The organism is Pseudomonas sp. stari2 (assembly GCF_040760005.1).
Lineage (GTDB): Bacteria > Pseudomonadota > Gammaproteobacteria > Pseudomonadales > Pseudomonadaceae > Aquipseudomonas.
This window is the reverse complement of sequence record NZ_CP099760.1, coordinates 1,723,346-1,746,565: the sequence shown is the minus strand read 5'-3', so window position 1 is coordinate 1,746,565 and position 23,220 is coordinate 1,723,346. Positions and strand designations below refer to the sequence as shown.

The following is a 23,220-nucleotide window of genomic DNA, read 5'->3' as shown; positions in this document are numbered from 1 at the left end:
GAGGAACCTTCCATGACTGATTCAACCCGAATTTTCCCACCCTTCGCCGAAGAAACCCTGCCCGGCGGCGGCCATCGCTCCTTCGTCTTGAAACGCGGGCAGCTGCTGCGCCTGACGGATCTGCGCGGTGGTGCCAACGTCAGCCTGACCTTACTCAACGCCAACGAAAAAACCGAGCGCCTGAACCTGCCCGACAGCCTCAAATGTCAACACACCGCCAAGCTGACCGCGGGCCATTGCCTCTACTCGGACATGGGTCGCGTGCTGGCGGCGATCACGGCGGATACCTGCGGTTGGAGTGACAGTCTCGGCGGTGTGCTGTGCGCCGAGGAAGTCGCGGAGAAATACGGCCAGGGTCGCTATCAGGAACTGCGCAACGGCTTCTTTCGCAATGGCACCGACAACCTGCTGGTGGAGCTCGGCAAGTGGGGGCTGGGCCTGTCCGACCTGCTGATGACCCTCAACCTGTTCAGCCGGGTCAACGTCGACGACAGCGGGCGTTTGCACTTTGTCGAAGGCCATTCGCAGGCCGGTGACTACATCGAACTCTATGCACCGATGGACACCCTGGTTGTGCTCACAGCCCTGCAACATCCGCTGGATCCGTCGCCGCAATACGCGCCCAAACCGCTGAAGCTGAGCTGGATGAACGCCGACCCGAGCGTCGCCGAGCACTGCCGTACCTCGCGCCCGGAGAACGAGCGCGGCTTTATCAACACCGACCGTTTGTTCGCCTGAGGATCGTCGCCATGTCAGTTGCTATCGCCACTTCGCAAAAACAACCGGACGCGGCGGTATACCGCGCCACCATTCCCGCCGGCGAACCCTGGCTGATGGAAGTCAAGGCCGGCCAGACCCTGCGCATCCTCGATCTGGAAGGCAATCAGGCGGTCGACACCTTGTTTTACAGCGCCGCCAATCCCCGTGAGCGCTACGACGTGCAGCGCACATTGCGTCGACAAAACAACGTCTACCTGAGCACCGGCAGCGTTTTGTATTCCAACCTCGGCAAACCGATGCTGACCATCATCGCCGACACCTGCGGCCGCCACGACACCCTCGGCGGCGCCTGCGCGCAAGAGAGCAACACCGTGCGCTACGCCCTGGAAAAACGCTACATGCACAGCTGCCGCGACAACTACCTGCGCGCCTGCGCTCACGACGGGCGCCTGGGCAAAGGTGACATCGGGCCGAACATCAATTTCTTCATGAACGTGCCGGTGACTGCCGAGGGCGGCCTGACCTTCGAAGACGGTATTTCCGCCCCTGGCAAATACGTCGACCTGCGCGCGGAAATGGACGTGATCGTGCTGATTTCCAACTGCCCGCAACTGAACAACCCGTGCAACGCCTACAACCCGACACCTGCGGAGCTACTGGTATGGAACTGAAGTTCGTCCGTCTGCGCCGCTGGTTGTTTGCCCTGTGCCAGGCGCGCTCGAGCCAGTGCCTGAAAAAGTGAAGTGATTTCGCCGTCGGGGACGACCCTGGCGCCTGAACAAAAACGGCGGGACGGCCCGCCTCCCAGTCGAGCCCGCCACCTGCGCGGGCTCCGGGGGATTTTCCATGTTCGAAAAAGTCCTGATTGCCAACCGTGGCGCGATTGCCTGCCGCATTCTGCGCACCTTGCGTGAACTGCACGTCGAAGGCGTCGCGGTGTATTCCGAAGCCGATGCCGCCAGCCTGCACATCCTGCAAGCCGAGCAAGCCCACAGCCTCGGCGATGGCGCAGCGGCCGGCACCTATCTGGCCGTGGACAAGATTCTCGCCATCGCCAAAGCCAGTGGCGCCACTGCGATCCACCCCGGTTACGGCTTCCTCTCGGAAAACGCCGCGTTCGCCGAAGCCTGCGCAAACCATGGCATCGCCTTCATCGGCCCGACACCGGAGCAACTGCGGGTGTTCGGCCTCAAGCACACCGCACGCGCCCTGGCCAAACAGCACGGCGTGCCGATGCTCGAAGGCACCGAACTGCTCGACAGCCTCGACGCCGCGCTGATTGCCGGCGAGCAGGTCGGTTATCCGGTGATGCTCAAAAGTACTGCAGGTGGCGGTGGCATCGGCATGCGCGTGTGCCGCAACGCCAGCGAACTGAGCGAGTCGTTCGACGCGGTGAAGCGCCTCGGGCAGAACAACTTCAGCGACGCTGGCGTGTTCATCGAGAAGTACATCCAGCGTGCGCGGCATCTGGAAGTGCAGGTGTTCGGCGACGGCCACGGCGCGGTGATCGCTCTCGGCGTGCGCGACTGCTCGGTGCAGCGGCGCAATCAGAAAGTCCTTGAAGAAACCCCGGCACCGAACCTGCCCGAAGGCATGGCGGATGAGCTGTGCGCAGCGGCGATCAAACTGGCCAAAGCAGTGAATTACCGCAGCGCCGGCACCGTCGAATTCGTCTTCGACAGCGATGCGCAGCGCTTCTATTTTCTGGAAGTGAACACCCGATTACAGGTCGAACACGGTGTTACGGAACAGGTGTGGGGCGTCGATCTGGTGCGCTGGATGATCGAGTTGGCGGCCGGTGACTTGCCGCCGCTGGCCGAGTTGTTCGCAGGCCTGCAACCGCAGGGGCATGCGATTCAGGCGCGGCTGTATGCCGAGGATCCGGGCCGCGATTTCCAGCCCAGCCCCGGCTTGCTGACGGCGGTCGATTTCCCGGTCGCCGATGGCCGGCACCTGCGCATCGACACCTGGGTCGAGGCCGGTTGTGAGATCCCGCCCTACTTCGATCCGATGATCGCCAAAGTCATCAGCTGGGCGCCGACCCGCGAACAGGCCCGCACCGATCTGCATCAGGCCCTCGGCGACAGCCAGCTGTACGGCGTGGAAACCAACCGCGACTACCTGCGGCAGATTCTGCTCGATACGCCATTCGCCAGCGGCCAGCCCTGGACCCGTTGCCTGGAAGGCCTGGTGTACCGGGCCAACACGTTTGAAGTGCTGAACGCCGGCACCCAGACCAGCGTCCAGGACTACCCCGGTCGCCTCGGCTACTGGGCGGTCGGCGTGCCACCCTCGGGGCCGATGGACAGCCGCGCGTTGCGTCTGGGCAATCGTTTACTGGGCAACGATGAAGGCCTGGCGGCGCTGGAAATCACCATGAGCGGGCCGTTGCTGCGCTTCAATTGCGATGCGGTGGTGGCCGTAACCGGCGCACCGATTGCCCTGACACTCGATGGCCAGCCGCAGGCGATGAATACCGCCCAGCTGATCCCCGCGGGCAGCCAGCTGCATCTGGGCAATCTGTCGGGCGCCGGGGCCCGCAGCTACCTGTGCCTGCGCGGCGGCGTGCAAGTGCCGGATTATCTGGGCAGCAAAAGCACCTTCACCCTCGGCCAGTTCGGTGGCCATGGCGGACGTGCCTTGCGCGCCGGTGACGTGCTGCATCTGGCTGCCCTGAGTGAGCGCAGCGCCGGGCAGACATTGGCCCCCCATCACGTCAGCGAATTACCTGCCGTGCGCCGGATCCGCGTCATCTACGGCCCCCATGGCGCGCCTGAATATTTCACTGAAAACTACATCGACACCTTTTTCGCCACGCAATGGGAAGTGCATTTCAACTCCAGCCGCACCGGCGTGCGCCTGATCGGGCCGAAACCGGAGTGGGTGCGCGCCGACGGCGGCGAGGCCGGTCTGCATCCGTCGAACATTCACGACAACCCCTACGCCATCGGTGCGGTGGACTTCACCGGCGACATGCCGGTGATCCTCGGCCCGGACGGCCCGAGCCTAGGCGGTTTCGTGTGCCCGGTGACGGTGATCGAGGCGGATCTCTGGCAACTGGGTCAGCTCAAGGCCGGGGACAAAGTGCAGTTCGTGCCCGTCGACCTCAAGACCGCACGCGATCTCACCCTGAATTGGGATACCTGTGCGAGCTGTCTTGCCAGCGATGGGACCCGACCAGACACCGCACCCACCTCATCGCCGGCAAGCCAGCTCCCACAGGAGTTGGTTTCGCCTGTGGTGCTGGATTTGGGTCAGGGGGACACGCGACTGGTCGCCCGACTGTCCGGCGATACCCATCTGCTGCTGGAAATCGGCGCCCCGGAGCTGGATCTGGTCCTGCGCTTCCGGGCCCACGCACTGATGCAGGCGCTGGAAAGCAAAAACCTGCACGGCGTGATCGACCTGACACCCGGCATTCGTTCACTGCAGATCCACTATCAGCCCGAGCAACTGCCGCTGGTTGATCTGCTCGGGATCGTCGCGGGCGAGTGGGATGCCGTGTGCGCTGCCGGGGATCTGCAAGTACCGTCGCGCATCGTCCACCTGCCGCTGTCGTGGGACGATCCGGCCTGCCAGTTGGCGATCGAGAAATACATGACCACCGTGCGCAAGGACGCGCCGTGGTGCCCAAGCAATCTGGAGTTCATCCGCCGCATCAATGACCTGCCTAACCTCGACGAGGTGCAACGCACAGTGTTCGATGCGAGCTATCTGGTAATGGGCCTCGGTGACGTCTACCTCGGTGCGCCGGTCGCCACACCGCTCGACCCGCGCCATCGGCTGGTGACTACCAAGTACAACCCGGCGCGCACCTGGACCGCCGAGAACTCGGTGGGCATCGGCGGCGCCTACCTGTGCGTCTACGGCATGGAAGGTCCGGGCGGATATCAGTTCGTCGGGCGTACCTTGCAGATGTGGAACCGCTATCGCGAAGTCGCCGCGTTTGAAGGCAAACCGTGGCTGCTGCGTTTCTTTGACCAGATTCGCTTCTACCCGGTCAGCGCTGACGAACTGCTGCGCATCCGCCGGGATTTTCCCCTCGGACGTTTCGACCTGAACATTGAACAAAGCCAGCTCAATCTCGGCGAATATCAAGCGTTTCTCAACCGCGAGGCCGAGAGCATCCACGCCTTTCGCCTTCAGCAACAAGCCGCGTTCAACGCCGAGCGCGATCGCTGGATCGCCAGCGGCCAGGCGCATTTCGACAGCGAAGAGGCCGTGTCGCAAAGCTGCGAAGAAATGCCACTGGCCTGCGGTCAGCAGAGTGTCGACAGCCATATCGCCGGCAACCTGTGGCAGGTCCAGGTCGAGGTCGGGAGTCGCGTCGCGGCCGGCGATGCGCTGGTGATCCTGGAGTCGATGAAGATGGAAATCCCCGTGCTCGCACCGCTGCCCGGCGTGGTCCGGGAGATTCGCGTGCAACCCGGTTCGGCGGTACGCGCCGGTCAACGGGTGGTGGTGCTGGAACTCGACTGAACCCATTTTTGCAAAGGATGACCCCATGAATCTGCAACTCGATGCCCTGCGCCAGGCCTACCGCGACGGCCAGACCACACCCCGCAAATTGCTGTTGGCCCTGCGGGAAAAAGCCGCTGCGCTCAATCCCGACTATCACTTGTTTATTCATCTGCTCAGCGTCGAGGAACTGGAGCCGTACCTCGCCAGCCTCGACGGCCGCGATCCAGAGAGCTTGCCGCTGTATGGCGTGCCGTTCGCGATCAAGGACAACATTGACCTGGCCGGTGTCCCGACCACGGCCGCGTGCCCGGCATTCGCCTACGTTCCCGAACGTTCGGCCACCATCGTCGAACAGTTGCTGGCGCTGGGCGCAATTCCGCTCGGCAAGACCAACCTCGACCAGTTCGCCACCGGCCTCAATGGCAGCCGATCACCGTACGGCGCTTGCCCGAACAGCGTGCTGCCGGAATATCCCTCCGGTGGTTCCAGCGCCGGCTCGTCGCTGGCGGTGGCGCTCGGCGTCGCCAGTTTTGCGTTGGGCACCGACACCGCGGGCTCCGGTCGGGTGCCGGCGGCGTTGAACAATCTGGTGGGTCTGAAGGCCAGCAAAGGGCTGATCTCCACCGCCGGGGTCGTACCGGCCTGCCGCACGCTGGACTGCGTCACGACCTTCACCGCAACCGCACGCGAGGCCAGCCAGTTGCTGGCACTGACCGCCCGCTTCGACCTACGGGATGAATACAGCCGCCGCAATCCGGCGTGGAATGACGGCTCGGCATTCGGTGCTCCCAAACCCTTCCGGTTTGGCGTACCGCGGGCGCAGGATCTTGAGTTTTTCGGTTGCCCCGAAGGGCCGCTGCTGTTCGGCGATGCCATCGACCGTCTGAAGGCTCTGGGCGGCGAAGCGGTCGAACTGGATCTGTCGCCGTTCCTCGAGGCCGCGCGGTTGCTGTACGAAGGGCCATGGGTCGCCGAGCGTTACAGCGTCGCCGGCGAATTGATGGAACAGCGTCCCGAAACGGTGCTGCCGGTGATCCGCGCGGTGCTGGCCAAAGCGCCCTCGGTGACGGGCGTGCAAGCGTTCCGTGCACAATATCGACTGCAAGCGCTCAAAGCCGTTTGCGATCAGGCCCTCGACGGACTCGACTGCGTGCTCACGCCGACCATCGGCCGACCAGTGACCTTGGCCGAACTGGACGCCGAGCCGGTGCTGCGCAACGCCGAACTGGGTTACTACACCAATTTCATGAACCTGCTGGATTACGCGGCCGTCGCCGTGCCCAGTGCGCTCATGGGCAACGGTTTGCCGTGGGGCGTGACGCTGTTTAGCCGAGCGTTCACCGACCAGTATCTGCTGGGCCTGGCGGACGCCTTGCAGCGCCAACAAAATCCCTCGCTGCCGACACCGACGAGTCCGGCGCGCAACGACCGGGCGCGGCTGGTGGTCTGCGGTGCACACCTCGATGGACTGGCCCTGAACTGGCAGCTGCAGCAACGCGGCGCACGCCTGATCGAAGCCACCTGCAGCTCGAAGGACTACAAGCTCTACGCGCTGGCCGGTGGTCAACCTCTGCGTCCGGGCATGTTGCGCGTGACGGAAGGCGGCGTGGCAATCGAGGTGGAAGTCTGGGAGTTGCCGAGCGGCGAGCTTGGTTCGTTCCTGACCGGCATTCCGGCGCCGCTCGGGCTGGGCAAGGTGCAACTGGCGGATGGCCGATGGGAAAACGGATTCATCTGTGAACCCTACGGCCTGGAAGGTGCGATCGACATCAGCCATCTGGGCGGCTGGCGCGCCTACCTGGCCAGCCGCAACTGACCCGAAAACCCTGCAAATCGCCGACCCTCTCTGCTGGAGAGGGTCGGTGAGAAAGCGCGGCGTCTGATTACCCGTCATTTCAGGCACAAATCCCGCAGTTTTTTCCCGGCCATCTCACTAGAATGCTGCCATCGGGCCACCGTCGACGGAACTGCCAATGCCGCTCAGATCTGCGTTTTACTCCCAACGTTCGCTGGTATTGACTCTGGTCGCCCTCCTCGGCGCAGGCTTCCTCGCCACCTCGCTGCTCAGCTACTACGCCTCGCGGGCCTCGATCCGCGACAACATCGTCAACACCGAACTGCCGCTGACCTCCGACACGGTGTACTCGGAAATCCAGAAAGACCTCGTCAGACCGATCCTGATTTCCTCGATGATGTCCCGCGACACCTTCATGCGCGACTGGGTGGTGAACGGCGAAAAAGACAGCGACCAGATGACCCGTTACCTCGACGAGGTCATGACCCACTACGGCGCCTACACCGCGTTCTTCGTCTCCAACAGCACCCACACCTACTACCACGCCAAGGGCGTGCTCAAGCAGGTGAAAATCGACGAGCCGCGCGACACCTGGTACTTCCGCGTGCGCGACATGAAGGATCCGTACGAGATCAACGTCGACCCGGACCTGGCCAACAAAGACAACATGACCTTCTTCATCAACTACAAGGTCTACGACTACAACGATCGCTTCATCGGCGCCGCCGGCGTAGGGCTGACGGTGGATGCGGTGATCAAGCTGATCGACAAGTACCAGCAGCGCTATCAACGCAGCGTTTACTTCGTCGACACCTTCGGCCGACTGGTCTTGACCGGTGCCGAGGGCGGCCCGGAAGGTGCGCGGGTCGGGAAAAGCCTCAACGATCTCGACAGCATGAAAAGCCTGGTCAGCCAGTTGCCCAAACCCCACAGCGGCAGCTACGAATATTCAGCCCACGGCCAGGGACATTTCCTCAACGTGCGGTTCATTCCCGAGTTGAACTGGTACCTGTTCGTCGACAAACGTGAAGACGGCGCGCTGAGCGAAATCCGCCAGTCGCTGTACATCAATCTGCTGATCTGCCTGCTGGTGACGTTGATCGTGCTGTGGCTGGTGAACCGCTTGATCAAACGCTACCAGGACAAGATCCACGCCCAGGCCACCCTCGATAGCCTCACCGAACTGCCCAACCGCCGCGGCTTCGATCTGCTCGCCGCGCAAGCCCTGCAGGAAGCCCACCGCGAGCCAAAACCACTGACAGCGTTGCTTCTGGATCTGGACCATTTCAAGGAGTTGAACGACACCTACGGACACATGGCCGGCGATCAGGTTTTGATCGGCTTTGCCCGGGACCTGCAAAGCTGCCTGCGCCATTCCGACATCGTCTGCCGTTGGGGCGGTGAGGAATTCATCGTTCTGCTGAAGGACACCGACGGCGAGACCGGTCAGAAGATTGCCGAGAAGATCCGCCAGCACGTCGAACAGCATGAATATGCCTACAACGGTCACACGCTGAATCTGACGGTCAGCATCGGCGCCACCACCCTGCAACGGGATGACACCTTGCACAGCCTGCTGTCCCGGGCCGATCATGCGATGTATCGGGCCAAACAGACTGGCCGCAATCGCACCTGCGTGGAAATGCCTCACTCGACCTATGCCTGAAGCCCATGAACAAACCTGACCTCTGCCCGGCCTGCGGCGCCCGCAACGACTGCACCCTGGCCGACCCGCGCACCGCCGACCGCGCCTGCTGGTGCTACGGCGTCTCCATTGACCCGGCAGTGCTCGAAGCCCTGCCGCCGGAACTGCGCGACAAGTCCTGTCTGTGCCCGCGTTGCGCCCAGGTCGAGGCGCAACTGCAAGCGGCCAAGCCGTCGATCCCGTAAGATGCGCCCCCCGCTGCCTGCCGATTCCTGATCATGCGTGTCGACCGTTTCCTCAGTAACCTGCCCTGCTACAACCGCAAACAGGTTCGCCTGTTGCTGGTGGAAAAGCGCGTGCGCATTGACGGAAAAGTCGTCAGCGATCCCCATAGCGAAGTCCTGGAATTCAGCCGTGTCGAAGTCGACGACGAAGTACTGCAAAGCGGCAAACCGGCACGCTATTTCATGCTGCACAAACCGCAGGGCTGCGTCAGCGCCACCCGCGATCCCGAGCACCCGACCGTGCTCGACCTGATCCACGAGCCGGACAAGGACGACCTGCACATCGCCGGGCGTCTGGACTTCAACACCACCGGGCTGATGCTGATCACCAACGATGGCACCTGGTCGCGGCGCCTCACCCAACCGCAGACCAAGCTGCCGAAGGTCTATTACGTCGAGACCGAGCAGGAGATCGGCCCGGAATATGCGATCAAGTTCACCGAGGGGATCTATTTCGCCTTCGAAGACCTGACCACCCAACCGGCGAAGCTGGAAGTGCTCGGCCCGCGAACAGCGCGGTTGAGCATCGTCGAGGGTCGCTACCATCAGGTGAAGCGCATGTTCGGCCACTTCAACAACAAAGTGCTGCGCCTGCACCGCGAATCCATGGGCCTGCTGAACCTGGATAACGCGCTAAAACCGGGCGAATACCGCGCCCTGCGCACCGAAGAGATCCATTTGTTCTAAGCCGCCGACCGCTCAGCAGAAGTTGTCGAACAATTTACCAACGGCACTTGCGCGATCCGGATCCCCCTGCTTGAATCAGGACGTCGGCCAAATTGTGACCGATGAGTCACACATAACTTCTAAGAAACTTTTTGTCGGTAGAGAGCCTTCAAGGCTCCGCCTCAGCCGGCAGATTGCCCGCCAATAACAATACCCGTCGACCTGCCGTTCCGGATCGACATGGGCTCCAAAATTCCAGGCGTATGCCTACCTGTCACAAAGCTCGTGCAATCTCTATTTGCGCGCATACCCGCTTGCCAGGAGTCTTATGACATGAGGCCAGAAATCGCTGTGCTGGATATACAGGGTCAGTATCGGGTTTACACGGAGTTCTATCGCGCAGACGCCGCGGAAAAGACCATTATTCTGGTCAACGGCTCGATGGCCACGACTGCGTCGTTTGCACAGACCGTGAAAAATCTGCACCCTCAATTCAACGTGGTTTGCTACGACCAGCCCTACGCGGGCAGGTCGAAAATCCACAATCGCCACGAGAAACATCTGACGAAAGAAGTCGAAGGTCTGATCCTGCTGGAGCTGATCGATCACTTCGCCGCTGAACACGTTTTGTCGTTCTCCTGGGGTGGCGCCGCGACCATGGTCGCCCTCGCCCATCAGCCTCGGCGAATCGAAAAAGCCGTGATCAGCTCGTTCTCCCCGGTGATCAACGCGCACATGCTTGATTACCTGGAACGCGGCGTCGAATGCCTCGGCCAACGCGACGGCGACCGGGTCGGCCATCTGGTCAACAACACCATCGGCAAGCACCTGCCGTCGCTGTTCAAGCGCTTCAACTATCGCCACGTCAGCAGCCTGGCCGAGCACGAATACGGACAAATGCACTTTCACATCAGCAACGTGCTGAACAGTGATCGCCAGTGCTATCTGAACGCGGCGAAAAAGATCAACGTGCCGGTGCTGTTCATGAATGGCGAATGGGACGAATACACCGCCGCCGAAGATGCGCGCCTGTTCGGCAGCCATGTCGCACAGAGCACCTTTACCACCCTGCAGGCCACCGGACACTTCCTCGACATGGAACACAAGTCCGCTTGCCGGGACAGCCAGAACGCGCTGCTCGGCTTCCTGAAACCTGCACAGCAGCCTATCAGCCGAACGCGTCACCCGTTTACTCAGGATCACCATGCATTGGCCGTTTGAAACAGTGTCGTCGCGAGCAAGCCTGCGGGACTGAGATAAAGCCGTCCTCCAGCCCGCAGCGCTTGCCCGCGATTGACCGATCCGGCTCTGATTCAGGCTTTTCCGCTCGCCACACACAAAGAAAACTTCAAATCCGTGGCCGAGTCTGGTACAAAGTCAGCCGCTCTGAGCGGGTGTCGTATAATGGCATTACTCCAGCTTCCCAAGCTGATAACGAGGGTTCGATTCCCTTCACCCGCTCCACTATTTTCAAGGCCTACAGCCTACCCCGCTACTCCAAGGTGTCCGTTAAGGTGTCTGTTTCCGGTTTTTAGTGTCCGGTAACGAACAGAACCTGCCACCTCCGCTACCTGCAAGCGACCCTCCACAACTGATCAAGCTTTGTCGTGTAGCTCTGACTCATCATCTCGCGCCGCATTGCCCAATCGGGATTGATCGGCACACCCGCAGACCGCAGTGTTCCCCTGCCCCACCTCTCGTTGATCTTATCCAGCACCGTCATCAGGTTCGTCGCCTCGGCCGATTGCGTGGTGGCAAATAGATCCTCGGTGAATTGACCAGGCTGGCAAAGATTGACGAGCATCACCTCTGCCTTGCTGTATTTGAATCCCGGCCGGAATACGCGCTCAACAGCGTTGACGGCGGCGTTGGTCAGCAGGCGCACATCATCGGTAGGATAAGGCAGTTCGATCAGGACGCCGTTTGCGTACTTGGCCTCGTCCGGATTAAACATGCCGGTGCGAATGCTGACGCGGATCTTCTTACACAGCGAGTTCTGAGCGCGCAGTTTTTCCGAGGCGCGCATCACGTAAGTAGCGACGGCCTCCTTGATCGGTGCCAACTCCGTAAGGCGCTTGCCGAACATGCGGCTGCAGCAGATCTCCTGCTTGGGGGGATCCGGCTCGTCCAACTCAAGGCATGCAGTGCCAGCCAACTCACGGGCAGTCTTCTCAATCACCACACTGAAGTTTTTTCGTAGCGTCCAGGCGTCTGCCTTGGCCAGGTCCATCGCAGTCTTGATGCCCATACCATCCAGGTGCAGCTTCATGCGTCGCCCCACTCCCCAGACCTCGGCCACGTCGGTGTTGCGTAGCACCCAGTCGCGCTTGATCGGGTCGCAGATGTTCACGACGCCACCGGTTTGCGCCTGCAGGCGTTTAGCGGTGTGGTTGGCCAGCTTGGCCAGGGTCTTGGTGTGCGCGATGCCGACGCCGACCGGGATGCCCGTGCAGCGCAGCACCTGGCTACGGATCTTGCGGCCGAGGCCGTCGACGTCGTTAATGCCAGTGAGGTCGACGAAAGCTTCGTCGATGCTGTAAACCTCGACGGCCGGCACCATTGACTCGATCAAGGTCATGACACGCTCGCTCATGTCGCCGTAAAGCGCGTAGTTCGAGGAGAACGGGACGATGCCGTGCTGCTTGAGCTTTTGTTTGATCTGGAAGTACGGCTCGCCCATTTTCACGTAGGGCTTGGCGTCGTAGCTGCGGGCGATGACGCAACCGTCATTGTTCGACAGCACCACGATGGGCACCCTGGCCAGGTCTGGTCGGAACACGCGCTCACAGCTGGCGTAGAAGCTGTTGCAATCGATCAGGCCGAATACCGGCAGCGGTTTAGACATGGCTGCGCACGCTGCTGGTGATCACACCCCAGATCGCCAACTCGTCACCTTCAAGGACGTATCGCGGCGGATACTTGGGGTTTTCTGACATCAGGATGACTTCCCTGCCACGAAGGCACAGGCGCTTGCAGATGGGCTCATTGTTCAGCAGAGCAATGACAATGTGGCCGTGGGTTGGCTCGATTGATCGATCAACAATGGCCAAGTCTCCCTCATAGATCCCGGCGCCCTGCATGCTTTCACCAGTGAGCGACACCAAATAGACATGGGGCGCTCGAATGTTCAACACCTCATCCAAGGAGATCTGCGCTTCGATGTGATCCGCAGCAGGAGAAGGGAATCCTGCAGGGACTTTGAATAGGCAATAAGGCAGCCTCACCCCAGCCTCCGTGACACGCCCAATTATTTGATAGCTCATGACACTCGACAAATATACTGTATGGACGTACAGTTAATTTAGAGAGACGGCTACAGTCAATTTTTATTCGATGCGCCTGACGAACGGCCCAGCTATGGCAGTAGCTGGGCGCTACCGAAACAGCGCCCGTGAAGATTGAAAATCTCGAGCATTCGTTTGCATGGCTTGATTTTTCGACGAACGGCACAAAGATTAATAGAACGTTTCTTGGGCAGAAATGCCTACGCGAGTAGGGCCGCTAAAGAAGTCTGAGCTCACGCCGTTAACCATAACGTAGTGATTTAGACACATTGAGATAACGAAACGAGGGGATAAATATCATTTATTGACGAGATGAAAAACGTAGCCCATATTTGGTTCGAGACTGAATGAAGCCGTTGACAGTCTCGCCAATAGCTATAGAATCCCGCGACCTTTAGCAAAATGTCGGGTTTCGGGGATGGTTCAGGAAGAGCTAAGAAGCAAGCAGCAGACCGTTGAACTCCTTTACAACGCTCTACTGCACGCCGCGAATCGGGTTTTACACCAAGCAAAGAATTACTCGATCAGCGTGTTGAAGCTTGAAAACCCAACATACGCGGAAATTGCGGCACAGTTTAGGGAGGTGTGCTCGATCATTGATCTACTCGCCAACCAGATTGATGATGCCCACACTGCGCAAAAAGCTCAGGAGTACGTGGGATGCATGGAAGGTATTGCTAAGGCAATCGACAATGACGATTCCGAAGCACTCGACAGCTTTGTTAAACAACTAGATATGAGGTCATTCCTGTGAAAAAGCTAAGCGATTTCGAATTTGCTGCGCTGGCCAAGCGCGCTGCCGCTATTCTTGACTCGATCGAGGGTAAGCTGGACGCTACCGAAAAAGCATTGGCATCCCACGTAGGCGCCAAGCAAGCGGCATAATTTTCGCCGTAACGAATTTTGGACCCCGCATTGCGGGGTCTTTTCGTTTCGATGGAGGCTTTTCCAGGTGTTCACCACTTTTTGTGGTTCACCCCAGTCCCAATGAATACTCGTAACAAAAAGCTAACGACCGCCACGACTAGCTGATGCATGGGTTTCATCGAAATCCGCGTTCAGAAAAGCCCACCGAATACGGCAGGCTCCCAGTTCATGATCACCAGCTCGCCACTAACATCGGCCTTCCCTTGCCGTTGATTGGTAGTGGTGTAGCGAATATCCAAGGTCTCGAAGTAGAAACCCTCGAACACGCGGCGGATGTCGGGATGATCGTTGATGCTGACCATCACCTTGCCTTTGCAGCGGCGCATGAAGTCGGCCATCCGCTCGTAATTCTCGAACGGAAAGTCCACGCCATACCCGGCGGTCTGCCAGTAAGGCGGATCCATGTAGTGGAAGGTGTGGGCACGGTCGTAGCGTTCCGCGCATTCGAGCCAGGGAAGATTTTCGACGTAGGTGCCGGACAGGCGCTGCCACGCGGCCGAGAGGTTTTCCTCGATGCGCAATAGGTTGATGGCCGGTGCAGTGGTCGCTGTGCCGAACGTCTGACCGGAGACCTTACCGGCGAAGGCATGGTGCTGCAGGTAGAAAAATCGGGCGGCGCGCTGGATGTCGGTGAGGGTTTCGGGGCGGGTCATTTTCTGCCATTCGAACACTTGCCGCGAGCTGAGTGCCCATTTGAACTGGCGCACGAATTCTTCGAGGTGGTTCTGCACGACACGGTAAAGCGTGACCAGATCGCCGTTGATGTCGTTGAGGACTTCGACCGGCGATGGTTGGGGCTTCATGAAGTAGAGCGCGGCACCGCCGGCAAAGACTTCGACGTAGCATTCGTGTGGCGGAAAAAGCGGAAGGAGACGGTCGGCCAGGCGGCGTTTGCCGCCCATCCAAGGGATGATGGGTGTAGACATAAAAAGCAAGACCTTTACTGTATAGATAAACAGGTGCTAGGCTCGCCGCGCTTTGTGCACGGAGCGAGAGCCTTGGCTGGACTTGCAGGGACTATCTGCAGGGACGGCGGCTGGCCCGGATGTTGACGCATCCGGGCCAGCCGCTCTTTTTCACTTCGGCGTTGAGACTTCTTTGGCGTATGCCTGACAGGCCGCGAGGGCAATCAGCCCCCGGTCGCCGTCATCGGTGACGCCGATAATTCGTTGAGCATGCGCTGGGTCAAGTTCGGCTCTTGTGGGGCCATGAACCACACCGCCGGTGGCGGTGGTGGCTGACACCGATCCGTTGCCGGCGCCGGTGGTGGCGTCGAGTAGGACTGACAGGCGCAGATCAGCAGTGGCAAGGCGGTCGCGCAGGCGACCTTGATCACGTTGGGCATCACTCAAGGCTCGGTAATGGGTTTGTTCACTGGATGCCAGGCGCTGCTCGAGCGCGAGGCGTTTATCTTGTTCGGCACGTTGCTGCGCGGCCGAGGCCAGAGCCAGTTGATTGAGGGCTTCAGTGTGGAGGCGGGCCTGTTCGGCGAATTGTTTGCCGTAACGCCAATCCTGCACTTGCCAGGCTATGGCAGCAGATCCGCCGACAAGAGTGGCCAGCAGCGCCGCGTTGCCAAACAGCCGATACGGCGTCGGGATCAGTTCGCTGATGCGCATAGCACCGCCCTCGCCCGCTCCCACAACTGCAGGCGATCCTGCAGACCGTTCAGGCCGCCGTTGATCTTGCGGGTGATTTCCTCGAACTCGCCCTGATCCGCCAAGGCATTCAGCCCGCGAACCCACCAGAACCACGCGGCCGACTCGGCGGCCCACTGCGGCAGCTCAAGCAGCTCCGGCGTGCGCAACAAACGCTCGTCGCCGAACAGTGCCAAGCTGCACCGCAGGTAGTTGTTGTGGCCGGTGACCTGGATCAGCCCGCGACCACGGTAGCGCTGGCCATCACCGTCGGCCTCGGGCGTGTTGCCCAACCGCACGGCTAAGGTGCCGGTGTCGTACTTGCTCAGGTACTGATCGCCGCCCAACTCACGTACGTAGTTGAGCTGTCCCGACTCATGCCCGACCTGGGCGATAAACGCGGCCTGACGCTTGGGCGTGTTGATCTGTCGGTGATCCATTGCCACATTGAGGGCGGAAACAAAAACGCCCGCTTGGCGGCGGGCGTTGGGCATGATGCGTTGCAGTTGCTGTTCTGTCAGTGACATGGATTTCTCCTGGGATGTGGAAATGCGACGCTACTGTTTGATCTGAACGACCTTCAGATCCTTCGCCGTTTTTTTCTTCTTACCTTTGGCTTTCGCCTTGCCCTTCTTGCCGCCGTTGCACTCGACGGTTGTGCTCCAGCCGCTTTGGGTGAATACCTGCTCCACAGAGTCGACCAGGTACTCGCCATCAAGGCCCACCTTGAAGCCTTGGGCGTTAATCGATCGTTCGGCAAAAAGGTCGGTACGCCCCGGCATTTCCAGCCGGACGCCGGCCGTGGAGCGGTTGAATGCCGTTAGGCGGGCCTGGGCTGCCGCTTCAGCGGCGGATTTGTTCGGGTAGATATGACGGTCAGTGTGTACCGGCGGCAGGCCGTCCGGCGATTCGTCGTTGTCGAGGGTGACGACGGCGAGCTTGCCGGTCTTCTTGTCCTGGTGCTTGGTCGACACGGCCTTGTGGGTGTTGCGGTCACCGAGTCTGAATTGGAAGCGGCTGACATCTCGACGCTGAATCATCACCGTGCCCAGCGCCTTACCGGTTGCGCTCTCCCCGCCCTGACGCGGCATCACCAGCAGATTGCCGTCGGCCACCTTGGCGGTGCAGTCGTGCTGCTTGGCCAGGCGCGTGATGAAGTTGAAGTCAGACTCGTTGAGCTGGTCGGCACGTGGCACCTTGGTCTGCACCGGACAGACCGCCTGCCATCCGTTGCGGGCGGCGACGTCGGCCACGATCCGTGACAACGGTACGTTTTCCCAGCTGCCGCTGCGGGTGGTCTTGCCACTGCCACGCATGTCGCTGGCCTTGCCGGTGATCACCAACGTGTCAGGTGGGCCGGACAGCTCGATCTCATCAACCACGTAACGGCCGATACGGGTCAGTCTGGTTTCCGCGTAACCCAGGTAGATCTCGATGTTGGCTCCACGCGAGGGCAGCACCACTGCACTGTCGCGGTCATCAATGCGCAGCTCGAACTCATCTGACTCCATGCCCGGCTTGTCGGTGGTTTTGAGCTGCAGCAGCCGGTCGTTGATCCGCTGGGTGATGTCGGCGCCGTCAGCCACGACGCGAAAGATTGGAGTCATTGTTCCGTCCATAAAAAAGCCCGCACAAGGCGGGCTCAGTGGTTTCACTTTTCTAATGGTCAGTCGATCTTGACGATGGTCAGGCTGTCCTCTCCCACAGCAATAACGCTGCTGCAGACGGGACAGGCAAATACGTCGTTCTTCGGATCAACCGGTAGCGATTTGGTGCATGCTGGGCAGCTGCCGACGAGCTGGGTTTCTCGAAAACCGAAGGTTTTGAATAGCACTGCTCCCATCACCCCAATAGCGAGGAGCCATCCGAGTACAGGAATAAAGGCTAGGAGGATTGCACCGATGGTGCCGAAGATGATCCAGTTCAGCCTGTAGTTGAGCTCTCCCCAAATACTGCGTTTTACTTTCCTTAACTCTGTCGATCTTTCCATGAGGAGTGCCTTTGTCATTCGCAAAAATGACAAGCTTATCGGCGCCCGACGGGCGGGGCAAACCCTGCTGAATCGAGCTCGACATTGCACTCAACCCCACAGCATCACCTCACTGTCGTCGGGCGCCGGTAGATCCGGCAGCTCAATCACGATGCCGGCACGGTACGGTTGCGGCTCATCGGCCAAGCCCTGATTGGCATCCAGCACAGCCTCAACGGTGCCGCTGAGATGTCCGTACGCGTGATAGCAAAGGGTATCGAGCAGATCCCCGTCAGACGTTCTGCAGGTCATCGCCATAACGTAAAAACTCCAAGGTGAACGCCTGCTTGCGCGGGATGCCGCCCTGCAGCAGCGCGCTCTGTTCTTCTTCGACGTTCTTCAGGCACCAGGTGCCCAGTACGTCGCCATAGCCGGTGGTCAGTGTCAGTGGCTGGAGCTGGGCGCCGAGGCTGCGCAGGGTGTCCAGTTGCTTGATGCCGCCCTTGAAGCCCGGAAAAATCGCACCCTTGAGGGTGATCTTTTCCTCACCGATCCCCACCGCCTGCTGTGCTGGCCGGCGGGTGAGGCGCTCCTGTGATGCCCAGCGGTACTCCGTGGAGCGCCGCAGTTCGTCGAAGGCGGCGGTATCCAGGTTGAAATAATAGGGCACCGCCTTGGGATCCTGCGGTTGCACGATCAGCAGGTGTGGAAATGGTTTCACCGCCTCCGGAACCGGCGTTGCGTCGCCAGCCAATGCACCGGTCGGCAGTATGTTTCCCAGCGACGGACTGACCTTGCCGGCGATTTTGTTGATCGCGGTGGATGCCCGGGCGGTCTGTTCCTTCAACTGGCCCATGCGCTCGTCAATCTGCGACATGGCGCGGGTGGCTTTGTTGTAGGTGGCCACCACCTGCCCCACCTTGGACTGGGCAGCATTGACCCCGCGCATCACGCGTTGCAGCTTTTCACCCACCGCCGGACCGACAATCGGAAGCCCCTCAAGCTCCGAGGCCGCGCCGCTGATCTCGCTGATCGCGCCGTTGACCGGCCCCATCATGCCGTCCAGGCTGCGCCGTCCGGTCTCCCCCGCCGCAGCCAGTTGCTTGAGCCCTGACTGCAGTTGTTCCATGTAGGCCATGAGCCCTCCTTACACATGCGGCTCGTCGTAGAGTTTGCGGTTCTGCAGTTGCTGGGTGGCCTGCTGCATCTGCTGTGCGATGAAGGGCTGCAGCTCCCGCGCCATCTGAGCTGGATCCTTGGCGTCGCCTTGCACGGTGATGTGCAGCGGCGCCGAGATCTCGACCCGCTGCTCGAACTTGGGTGATTCGCTTTTGGCGGCAGATACCGGTGCGGCCAGCAATGCCGGAGGAGCCGGTGCGCCGGTAGGCACAGCAAGTGACCGGGCTACATCGCCCATTGCTGCAGGTGCCAATGGACCAGTGGCCGGCTTAGGGGCAAATGACCGAGCGATGTCACCCATCACCGGCGGCAGGTTTTGTCCGGCGTTGGCCATCATCAGCGGCCCGGCGTCCGGCACCCGCTTCAGCGACTCATCGGTACCGAACATTTTCTTGCCCAGAAACCCGCCCGCCGCATCGCCGCCCATATAACCGAGGTAACCGCCGATCAGGCCGCCGACAATGTTGCCAATGATCGGCACCGCCGAACCGATGGCGGCGCCGGCAGCAGCACCGGCCAAGGTGCCGGCTAATCCGCCGGCAGCTTGCCCGTATCCTTCGGCTTTTTCATCCTGAGTCTCGGCATTCTCGTAGGTGTCGTAGGCCTTGAAGCCAGCATCGACCACCGCCAGAAATGCTGGACCTTTCATGCCACCAACGATCTTGCCACCACGTCCACCGCCTCTGTTGCCACCGCCCTTACCGCCTTTGCCCTTCTTGCCTTCGCCGCCACCGAGGTCGCCGGCATCCAGCCCGCCACCCGAGCCCGGTAGGTTGGTGACGATCACCTTCTGCGGGATATTCGGGTTACCCATCAGCGTGCCGCGCCCTAGGTTCATCAGGCCCTTGCCAACCTTGAATGCGCTGACGGCGCCCTTCAGCGCAACCAGCCCAGCCACGGCCGTACCAATGCCCAGCGTGACCCGTGGAAACTCATCGGCAAAACCCGAGAGCTTGCGGCTGACGTTGTTGATGCCATCGGCCACGCCGTCCGTTACAGGTCGGATCGCATCGCCGATACTGCGCATGGCATCGTCCATGGCCTGGGCCATTTCCGCCCATTTCTGCGCCGAGGTTTGCCGGCGTTCGGCGAGGTTCTTGTCGAGAATCCCGGTGGCGTTGGCCGAATCCTTTTTCAGTTGTTCATACAGATCCTTGTTCTGCATGTACGCGGTCAAAGCAGCCTTGACCTGCATGTCGGCGAACAGGTCACCGGTACGCAAGGCCTCCTCCAGCGACTTCAACATGGCCTTGGCTTTCTCGGGATCGGCCTCTTTACTGATCGCAGCCGTGGCCTTGGCCATTTCGGCAGCCCGTTTCGGATCGGTCGCCTCGATGTATTTTTGGGCCAAGGCAAAGCTGGATTCCAATGTGGACTTGCCGTTTTGCAGGCCGGTCTGCAGCGACTTTTTGTAGTCGATACCCGCCTTCTCGTAGGCCTTGACCGTCTCACCGGAGCCGATCTTCTCCATCCAGTTTTTCAGGTTGTTGGCCGCTTCGTCCGAGCCACCGGCCGTCTTCATCTGCACCTGCAGCATGGCACCCAGTTGCGTCACGGAGTCCATGCCGGTGATACCGAGCTTGCCCATTCCGGCCAGCAGTTCAGGAAACCACTTGGCCATGTCGACGGCCTCAAAGCTGCCCGCCTGGCCCTGATAGGCGATGGCCTCCAATGCCTGCTGCATGACCTTGGGGTCAGTGATCCTGGCGTTCTGCCCCAGGGCGTTGATCATCTTGGCCGTTTCGCTGCCATCCGATCCCTGCCCCACGGCAAATTTGGCCGCCGTCGGTGCATAGGCCAGAGCCTTGTCCAGCTCCATGCCGGCGCCGACCAGGGCGTTGATCACTTCAGCCACCTGATTGCGGGCCATACCGGTATCGCGTGAGGTGTCGATCACGGTTCTGGATAGCTGCGCCTCTTCCGGCGAGTTGGCAATGTTGGCCTTAATCGCGATGTCGCGAATGATCGCGCCGTAGTCGGCACTGACCTTGGTCGGGATAGCCGCTGCCGCAGTCAGTGCACCCGCCTGACCGAGGGTACTTTTCAGACCCGACCGGCCCTCCTCGATCTGCCGATGTCCGAGTGCCTTGAGTTCGGCACCGGCAGCGACGCGTCCCATCGTGGCGTAAGCCCTGCTCAGTCGACCGACCTCGACGCCCTGCTTCTTGAGCAGTTCGAGGTTCTTTTCGTATTTGCTCAGCAGCTTGTCCGCACCGGCGGCACCAGTCATGTGGGCCTTGCGCCACTCATCGCGCAGACGCATGGTGTCGCCGATGGTGTTCTGCAGGACTCGGGCCTTGCTGCCTACCGAATCCAGATGTTTGATCTTGCTTTCGACGTCCTTGAACGCTTTGCCTACCGTCGGATCAACGGCGCCGCCAATGACAAAGCCGAGCGCGAGGTTCTTCGCCATGTACGTGCCTTATGCGTCGGAAGGGTTGAGTGGTGGCTCAATCGGAGAGCCACCACACCAGTTCGTTGAAGGGCATAGCCACGATCTCGGCAGCCGAGAACCCGGTTTCCTTGGCCATGCGTTTGGCCAGGATCTTCAACGTAGAACCGTCGCACTTAGTCGTCCGTGACCAGACGAAAATAGCCGGCCTGCAGGCGCATGTAATCAACCACTTTGAGCGCTACCAGATCCGCCTCGGGGGTCTGGGTCAGCGAGGCAAACAGCGACAGTTCCCGCTGCTCGGCATCACCGTTGGAGGCCGCTTGCGCGGCCCGCACATCCCGCACGCAAGGTGCGCGCATCGCCAGGCGGTCGACCTGAACGCCATTGAGTTCGGTCGGGTACTTGAGGCTGATCCGGAAACCTTCCTCGGTGAGCTCCATCCACTTTGGCAGCGGCTGTTCGGATGTGGTTTGAAGTGCTTGAGTCATTGCGAATTCCTTACAGGCCCAGGGCCGAACGTTCTTCAGCGAGTTGATCGACGCCATCCACCACCAGCACCATGCCGAGCATGTCGATCTCGTAAATCAACCGACCTCCGACTTCGAGCTTGTAGTAGGTCAACGACATGGTGTGTTTGGTCTCGGCTTTGTCGCCGGGCTTCCAGTCGCCCATGTCGACCTCTTTCAAGCCACCGCGCATGGTGACAATGACCGGTGTCACCTTCCCCTTCAGGCCCTTGAACGAGCCCCGGAATACCGCGTTGCACGCGGTGCGGTCGGAGAGCCCGAACCACTTCAGCGATTCACGGCGAACGCCGGTAGTGGAGAAACCGGATTCAAGTTTTTCGACGCCCATCGAGACCTCGACCTCGCCAGCCATACCACCACCACGGAACGCATCGGTCTTCAACGCCACCTTTGGCAGGGTCAGGCTGGTGACTTCACCGGCGAAGCTGACGCCGTCGATAAACGCCACGCAATTGGACAGTACTTCAGGATTCATCAGTGGCCTCCTCAGGCAGCTTCAAGCACTTCGGTCATCCATTGATTGGTGACTTCGAAGAGGAAATTCGGGTTCTCGGCCGGCGGCACGTCGGTGAAGCGGATCCGCCAGTACACCTTGCCCTGCTCGATCTGGCTGGCCGTGTTCAGTTCTTCATCGGCGAACACCTCAAAGTTGATCACCGCGCCCTGATTTTTCAGGTCGCGCATGAATGCCTCCAGGCCGTCAGTGACGTCCTTGACGTAGGTCTTGGTGATCGAGCGGTCAACGGCCCATTTATGCCCGGCCTGCACTGCATCCATGATCATGAACAGCGTGCGCACGCGGGTAACGAACGCCCATTTCGGATCGCTCGACAGGGTGCGGTTGCCCCACAGGCGGTAGCCGTCGTCGCGGATGATCGTGGTGATGTTCGCGTTGTTGAGCAGGTTGGCCCGGCAGGTTTCGTCGCCGTCCAGGTACTCGACGGCGCGGGTGGTACCGGTGATGCCGGTAAGTTCTTTGTTCGAGGGGGATGCCCAAAAACCGTAAGTGGCATCGGTCCAGGCGAACAGGCCCGCCGTCCATGCGGAGCCAGGTGCATCGACCGTCTTGCTTTCTTCGGTATCCCAGAACTGCACGCCCGGGTCGACCATGTACAGGTTGCGACTGCCAAAATTCTTGGCGTAGGCCATCGCGGCCTCATCGGTGGTGCACGGCCCGTCAATGATGCCGATAGCACGCAGCTTCTGCGCCAGACCGTCGATGGCCGTGGCCACCGCCTGGGTAGCCGAATGACCTGGTGCGATCAGCAATCGCGGCTGGGCATTGAACAGGCTTTTGCCATCGAGCAGCGCCTGCAGGCCGGTGCGCTGCCCCGAGGCCAGGACACCCCCGATAATCGCCGAAATCTGCAGCGCCGGGTCGTCCATCTTCGGCACGCCGATGGCCACAATCACCGCCTTGGCCTTGGCGTAGATTGCCTTGCAGGCTTTGGTAATCGCTGACTCGGCACCGAATGCCGCGATGGCTTCGCGCTCGGTGGTGATCAGTTTCAGCTCGCCGGCCTTGGCCGTACCGCCACCGAGCAGTCCAGGGGTGAAGGTGTCGCACAGCCCGATGATCGATGAGGACGGCAACGAGATAGTGCGTGCGCCGGTGTCGACCGAGGTGGTCGTGACGCCGTGAAAGAAACTCATAGAGGTCTATCTCCAGAAACGAAAAAGCCCCGCGTGTGCGAGGCTGCAGGAATGGTTCGTGCTGCGTGGTGTAGATAG

22 protein-coding genes and 1 tRNA gene are annotated in these 23,220 nt (G+C 60.6%); 10 read left to right on the top strand and 13 right to left on the bottom strand.

The features are described from left to right. The first annotated feature begins 12 nt into the window (after window positions 1-12). From NH234_RS08015 to NH234_RS07975, 9 genes are all read left to right on the top strand, one after another. Window positions 13-738, top strand: coding sequence for an urea amidolyase associated protein UAAP1 (locus NH234_RS08015; protein ID WP_085700578.1), 726 nt, complete (start codon window positions 13-15; stop codon window positions 736-738). Window positions 739-749: 11 nt separating this feature from the next. Beyond that, window positions 750-1,391: an urea amidolyase associated protein UAAP2 gene (locus tag NH234_RS08010; RefSeq protein ID WP_085729988.1), complete on the top strand. Its 642-nt coding sequence runs from the start codon at window positions 750-752 to the stop codon at window positions 1,389-1,391. Between the two features lie 175 nt (window positions 1,392-1,566). Next, entirely contained in the window at window positions 1,567-5,199 is a 3,633-nt protein-coding gene (uca, locus tag NH234_RS08005; RefSeq protein ID WP_367256250.1) for an urea carboxylase, read from the top strand. 25 nt (window positions 5,200-5,224) lie between these two features. Next, the gene (atzF, locus tag NH234_RS08000; RefSeq protein ID WP_367256248.1) at window positions 5,225-6,997 is read left to right on the top strand and encodes an allophanate hydrolase; all 1,773 of its coding nucleotides are present in this window, start codon (window positions 5,225-5,227) and stop codon (window positions 6,995-6,997) included. Window positions 6,998-7,154: 157 nt separating this feature from the next. Beyond that, the gene (locus NH234_RS07995) at window positions 7,155-8,642 is read left to right on the top strand and encodes a sensor domain-containing diguanylate cyclase (protein WP_085729985.1); all 1,488 of its coding nucleotides are present in this window, start codon (window positions 7,155-7,157) and stop codon (window positions 8,640-8,642) included. Window positions 8,643-8,647: 5 nt separating this feature from the next. Further along, window positions 8,648-8,866, top strand: coding sequence for a cysteine-rich CWC family protein (locus NH234_RS07990; RefSeq protein ID WP_085729984.1), 219 nt, complete (start codon window positions 8,648-8,650; stop codon window positions 8,864-8,866). A gap of 33 nt (window positions 8,867-8,899) precedes the next feature. After that, entirely contained in the window at window positions 8,900-9,592 is a 693-nt protein-coding gene (locus tag NH234_RS07985) for a pseudouridine synthase (protein ID WP_367256246.1), read from the top strand. Between the two features lie 312 nt (window positions 9,593-9,904). Beyond that, window positions 9,905-10,792 (top strand): alpha/beta hydrolase, encoded by an 888-nt coding sequence (locus NH234_RS07980; protein WP_085729982.1) that lies wholly within the window; start codon window positions 9,905-9,907, stop codon window positions 10,790-10,792. A gap of 169 nt (window positions 10,793-10,961) precedes the next feature. After that, a tRNA-Gly gene (locus tag NH234_RS07975) sits at window positions 10,962-11,035 on the top strand. A 103-nt stretch (window positions 11,036-11,138) separates the two neighbouring features. On the opposite strand, the gene umuC is transcribed toward NH234_RS07975, so the two are convergent. Both umuC and NH234_RS07965 read right to left on the bottom strand, forming a co-directional pair. Continuing rightward, on the bottom strand, window positions 11,139-12,416 hold the full coding sequence (gene umuC / locus NH234_RS07970; RefSeq protein WP_367256244.1) for a translesion error-prone DNA polymerase V subunit UmuC: 1,278 nt from the start codon (window positions 12,414-12,416) through the stop codon (window positions 11,139-11,141). Further along, window positions 12,409-12,834 carry a LexA family protein gene (locus NH234_RS07965; protein ID WP_367256243.1) on the bottom strand — a complete coding sequence of 142 codons (426 nt, stop codon included), beginning with the start codon at window positions 12,832-12,834 and terminating at the stop codon, window positions 12,409-12,411. The genes umuC and NH234_RS07965 overlap by 8 nt, the downstream gene beginning before the upstream one ends. 439 nt (window positions 12,835-13,273) lie before the next feature. Between NH234_RS07965 and NH234_RS07960 the strand changes: the two genes are divergently transcribed. Beyond that, window positions 13,274-13,609, top strand: coding sequence for a hypothetical protein (locus NH234_RS07960; protein WP_367256242.1), 336 nt, complete (start codon window positions 13,274-13,276; stop codon window positions 13,607-13,609). A 304-nt stretch (window positions 13,610-13,913) separates the two neighbouring features. Here the strand turns inward: NH234_RS07960 and NH234_RS07955 are convergent, their stop codons facing one another. The 11 genes from NH234_RS07955 to NH234_RS07905 form a co-directional block, all read right to left on the bottom strand. After that, window positions 13,914-14,708, bottom strand: a complete 795-nt coding sequence (locus NH234_RS07955) for a DNA adenine methylase (RefSeq protein WP_367256241.1) — start codon at window positions 14,706-14,708, stop codon at window positions 13,914-13,916. A 150-nt stretch (window positions 14,709-14,858) separates the two neighbouring features. After that, entirely contained in the window at window positions 14,859-15,401 is a 543-nt protein-coding gene (locus NH234_RS07950; protein ID WP_367256240.1) for a lysis protein, read from the bottom strand. Next, complete coding sequence (locus NH234_RS07945) at window positions 15,383-15,946, bottom strand: glycoside hydrolase family 19 protein (RefSeq protein ID WP_367256239.1); 564 nt, start codon at window positions 15,944-15,946, stop codon at window positions 15,383-15,385. The genes NH234_RS07950 and NH234_RS07945 overlap by 19 nt, the downstream gene beginning before the upstream one ends. 30 nt (window positions 15,947-15,976) lie before the next feature. Then, window positions 15,977-17,026, bottom strand: coding sequence for a phage late control D family protein (locus NH234_RS07940; protein WP_367256238.1), 1,050 nt, complete (start codon window positions 17,024-17,026; stop codon window positions 15,977-15,979). A gap of 59 nt (window positions 17,027-17,085) precedes the next feature. After that, window positions 17,086-17,409, bottom strand: coding sequence for a hypothetical protein (locus tag NH234_RS07935; protein ID WP_367256237.1), 324 nt, complete (start codon window positions 17,407-17,409; stop codon window positions 17,086-17,088). Between the two features lie 90 nt (window positions 17,410-17,499). Beyond that, a complete protein-coding gene (locus tag NH234_RS07930) occupies window positions 17,500-17,706 on the bottom strand; it encodes a tail protein X (RefSeq protein WP_139055585.1) in 207 nt (68 codons plus the stop codon). After that, window positions 17,681-18,526 (bottom strand): phage tail protein, encoded by an 846-nt coding sequence (locus NH234_RS07925; RefSeq protein ID WP_367256236.1) that lies wholly within the window; start codon window positions 18,524-18,526, stop codon window positions 17,681-17,683. The genes NH234_RS07930 and NH234_RS07925 overlap by 26 nt, the downstream gene beginning before the upstream one ends. Window positions 18,527-18,535: 9 nt before the next feature. Then, on the bottom strand, window positions 18,536-20,980 hold the full coding sequence (locus NH234_RS07920; RefSeq protein WP_367256235.1) for a phage tail tape measure protein: 2,445 nt from the start codon (window positions 20,978-20,980) through the stop codon (window positions 18,536-18,538). Window positions 20,981-21,135: 155 nt separating this feature from the next. After that, window positions 21,136-21,450 (bottom strand): phage tail assembly protein, encoded by a 315-nt coding sequence (locus NH234_RS07915; RefSeq protein ID WP_367256233.1) that lies wholly within the window; start codon window positions 21,448-21,450, stop codon window positions 21,136-21,138. Window positions 21,451-21,460: 10 nt separating this feature from the next. Then, the gene (locus tag NH234_RS07910) at window positions 21,461-21,964 is read right to left on the bottom strand and encodes a phage major tail tube protein (protein WP_367256231.1); all 504 of its coding nucleotides are present in this window, start codon (window positions 21,962-21,964) and stop codon (window positions 21,461-21,463) included. Window positions 21,965-21,975: 11 nt separating this feature from the next. After that, window positions 21,976-23,142, bottom strand: a complete 1,167-nt coding sequence (locus tag NH234_RS07905) for a phage tail sheath subtilisin-like domain-containing protein (RefSeq protein ID WP_367256229.1) — start codon at window positions 23,140-23,142, stop codon at window positions 21,976-21,978. Window positions 23,143-23,220 lie beyond the last annotated feature (78 nt).

Bases quoted from the DNA above. Each gene is read 5' to 3' on its own strand.
- NH234_RS08015 (WP_085700578.1), top strand. From the start codon at position 13: ATGACTGATTCAACCCGAATTTTCCCACCCTTCGCCGAAGAAACCCTG.
- NH234_RS08010 (WP_085729988.1), top strand. From the start codon at position 750: ATGTCAGTTGCTATCGCCACTTCGCAAAAACAACCGGACGCGGCGGTA.
- uca (WP_367256250.1), top strand. From the start codon at position 1,567: ATGTTCGAAAAAGTCCTGATTGCCAACCGTGGCGCGATTGCCTGCCGC.
- atzF (WP_367256248.1), top strand. From the start codon at position 5,225: ATGAATCTGCAACTCGATGCCCTGCGCCAGGCCTACCGCGACGGCCAG.
- NH234_RS07995 (WP_085729985.1), top strand. From the start codon at position 7,155: ATGCCGCTCAGATCTGCGTTTTACTCCCAACGTTCGCTGGTATTGACT.
- NH234_RS07990 (WP_085729984.1), top strand. From the start codon at position 8,648: ATGAACAAACCTGACCTCTGCCCGGCCTGCGGCGCCCGCAACGACTGC.
- NH234_RS07985 (WP_367256246.1), top strand. From the start codon at position 8,900: ATGCGTGTCGACCGTTTCCTCAGTAACCTGCCCTGCTACAACCGCAAA.
- NH234_RS07980 (WP_085729982.1), top strand. From the start codon at position 9,905: ATGAGGCCAGAAATCGCTGTGCTGGATATACAGGGTCAGTATCGGGTT.
- umuC (WP_367256244.1), bottom strand. From the start codon at position 12,416: ATGTCTAAACCGCTGCCGGTATTCGGCCTGATCGATTGCAACAGCTTC.
- NH234_RS07965 (WP_367256243.1), bottom strand. From the start codon at position 12,834: ATGAGCTATCAAATAATTGGGCGTGTCACGGAGGCTGGGGTGAGGCTG.
- NH234_RS07960 (WP_367256242.1), top strand. From the start codon at position 13,274: ATGGTTCAGGAAGAGCTAAGAAGCAAGCAGCAGACCGTTGAACTCCTT.
- NH234_RS07955 (WP_367256241.1), bottom strand. From the start codon at position 14,708: ATGTCTACACCCATCATCCCTTGGATGGGCGGCAAACGCCGCCTGGCC.
- NH234_RS07950 (WP_367256240.1), bottom strand. From the start codon at position 15,401: ATGCGCATCAGCGAACTGATCCCGACGCCGTATCGGCTGTTTGGCAAC.
- NH234_RS07945 (WP_367256239.1), bottom strand. From the start codon at position 15,946: ATGTCACTGACAGAACAGCAACTGCAACGCATCATGCCCAACGCCCGC.
- NH234_RS07940 (WP_367256238.1), bottom strand. From the start codon at position 17,026: ATGACTCCAATCTTTCGCGTCGTGGCTGACGGCGCCGACATCACCCAG.
- NH234_RS07935 (WP_367256237.1), bottom strand. From the start codon at position 17,409: ATGGAAAGATCGACAGAGTTAAGGAAAGTAAAACGCAGTATTTGGGGA.
- NH234_RS07930 (WP_139055585.1), bottom strand. From the start codon at position 17,706: ATGGCGATGACCTGCAGAACGTCTGACGGGGATCTGCTCGATACCCTT.
- NH234_RS07925 (WP_367256236.1), bottom strand. From the start codon at position 18,526: ATGGCCTACATGGAACAACTGCAGTCAGGGCTCAAGCAACTGGCTGCG.
- NH234_RS07920 (WP_367256235.1), bottom strand. From the start codon at position 20,980: ATGGCGAAGAACCTCGCGCTCGGCTTTGTCATTGGCGGCGCCGTTGAT.
- NH234_RS07915 (WP_367256233.1), bottom strand. From the start codon at position 21,450: ATGACTCAAGCACTTCAAACCACATCCGAACAGCCGCTGCCAAAGTGG.
- NH234_RS07910 (WP_367256231.1), bottom strand. From the start codon at position 21,964: ATGAATCCTGAAGTACTGTCCAATTGCGTGGCGTTTATCGACGGCGTC.
- NH234_RS07905 (WP_367256229.1), bottom strand. From the start codon at position 23,142: ATGAGTTTCTTTCACGGCGTCACGACCACCTCGGTCGACACCGGCGCA.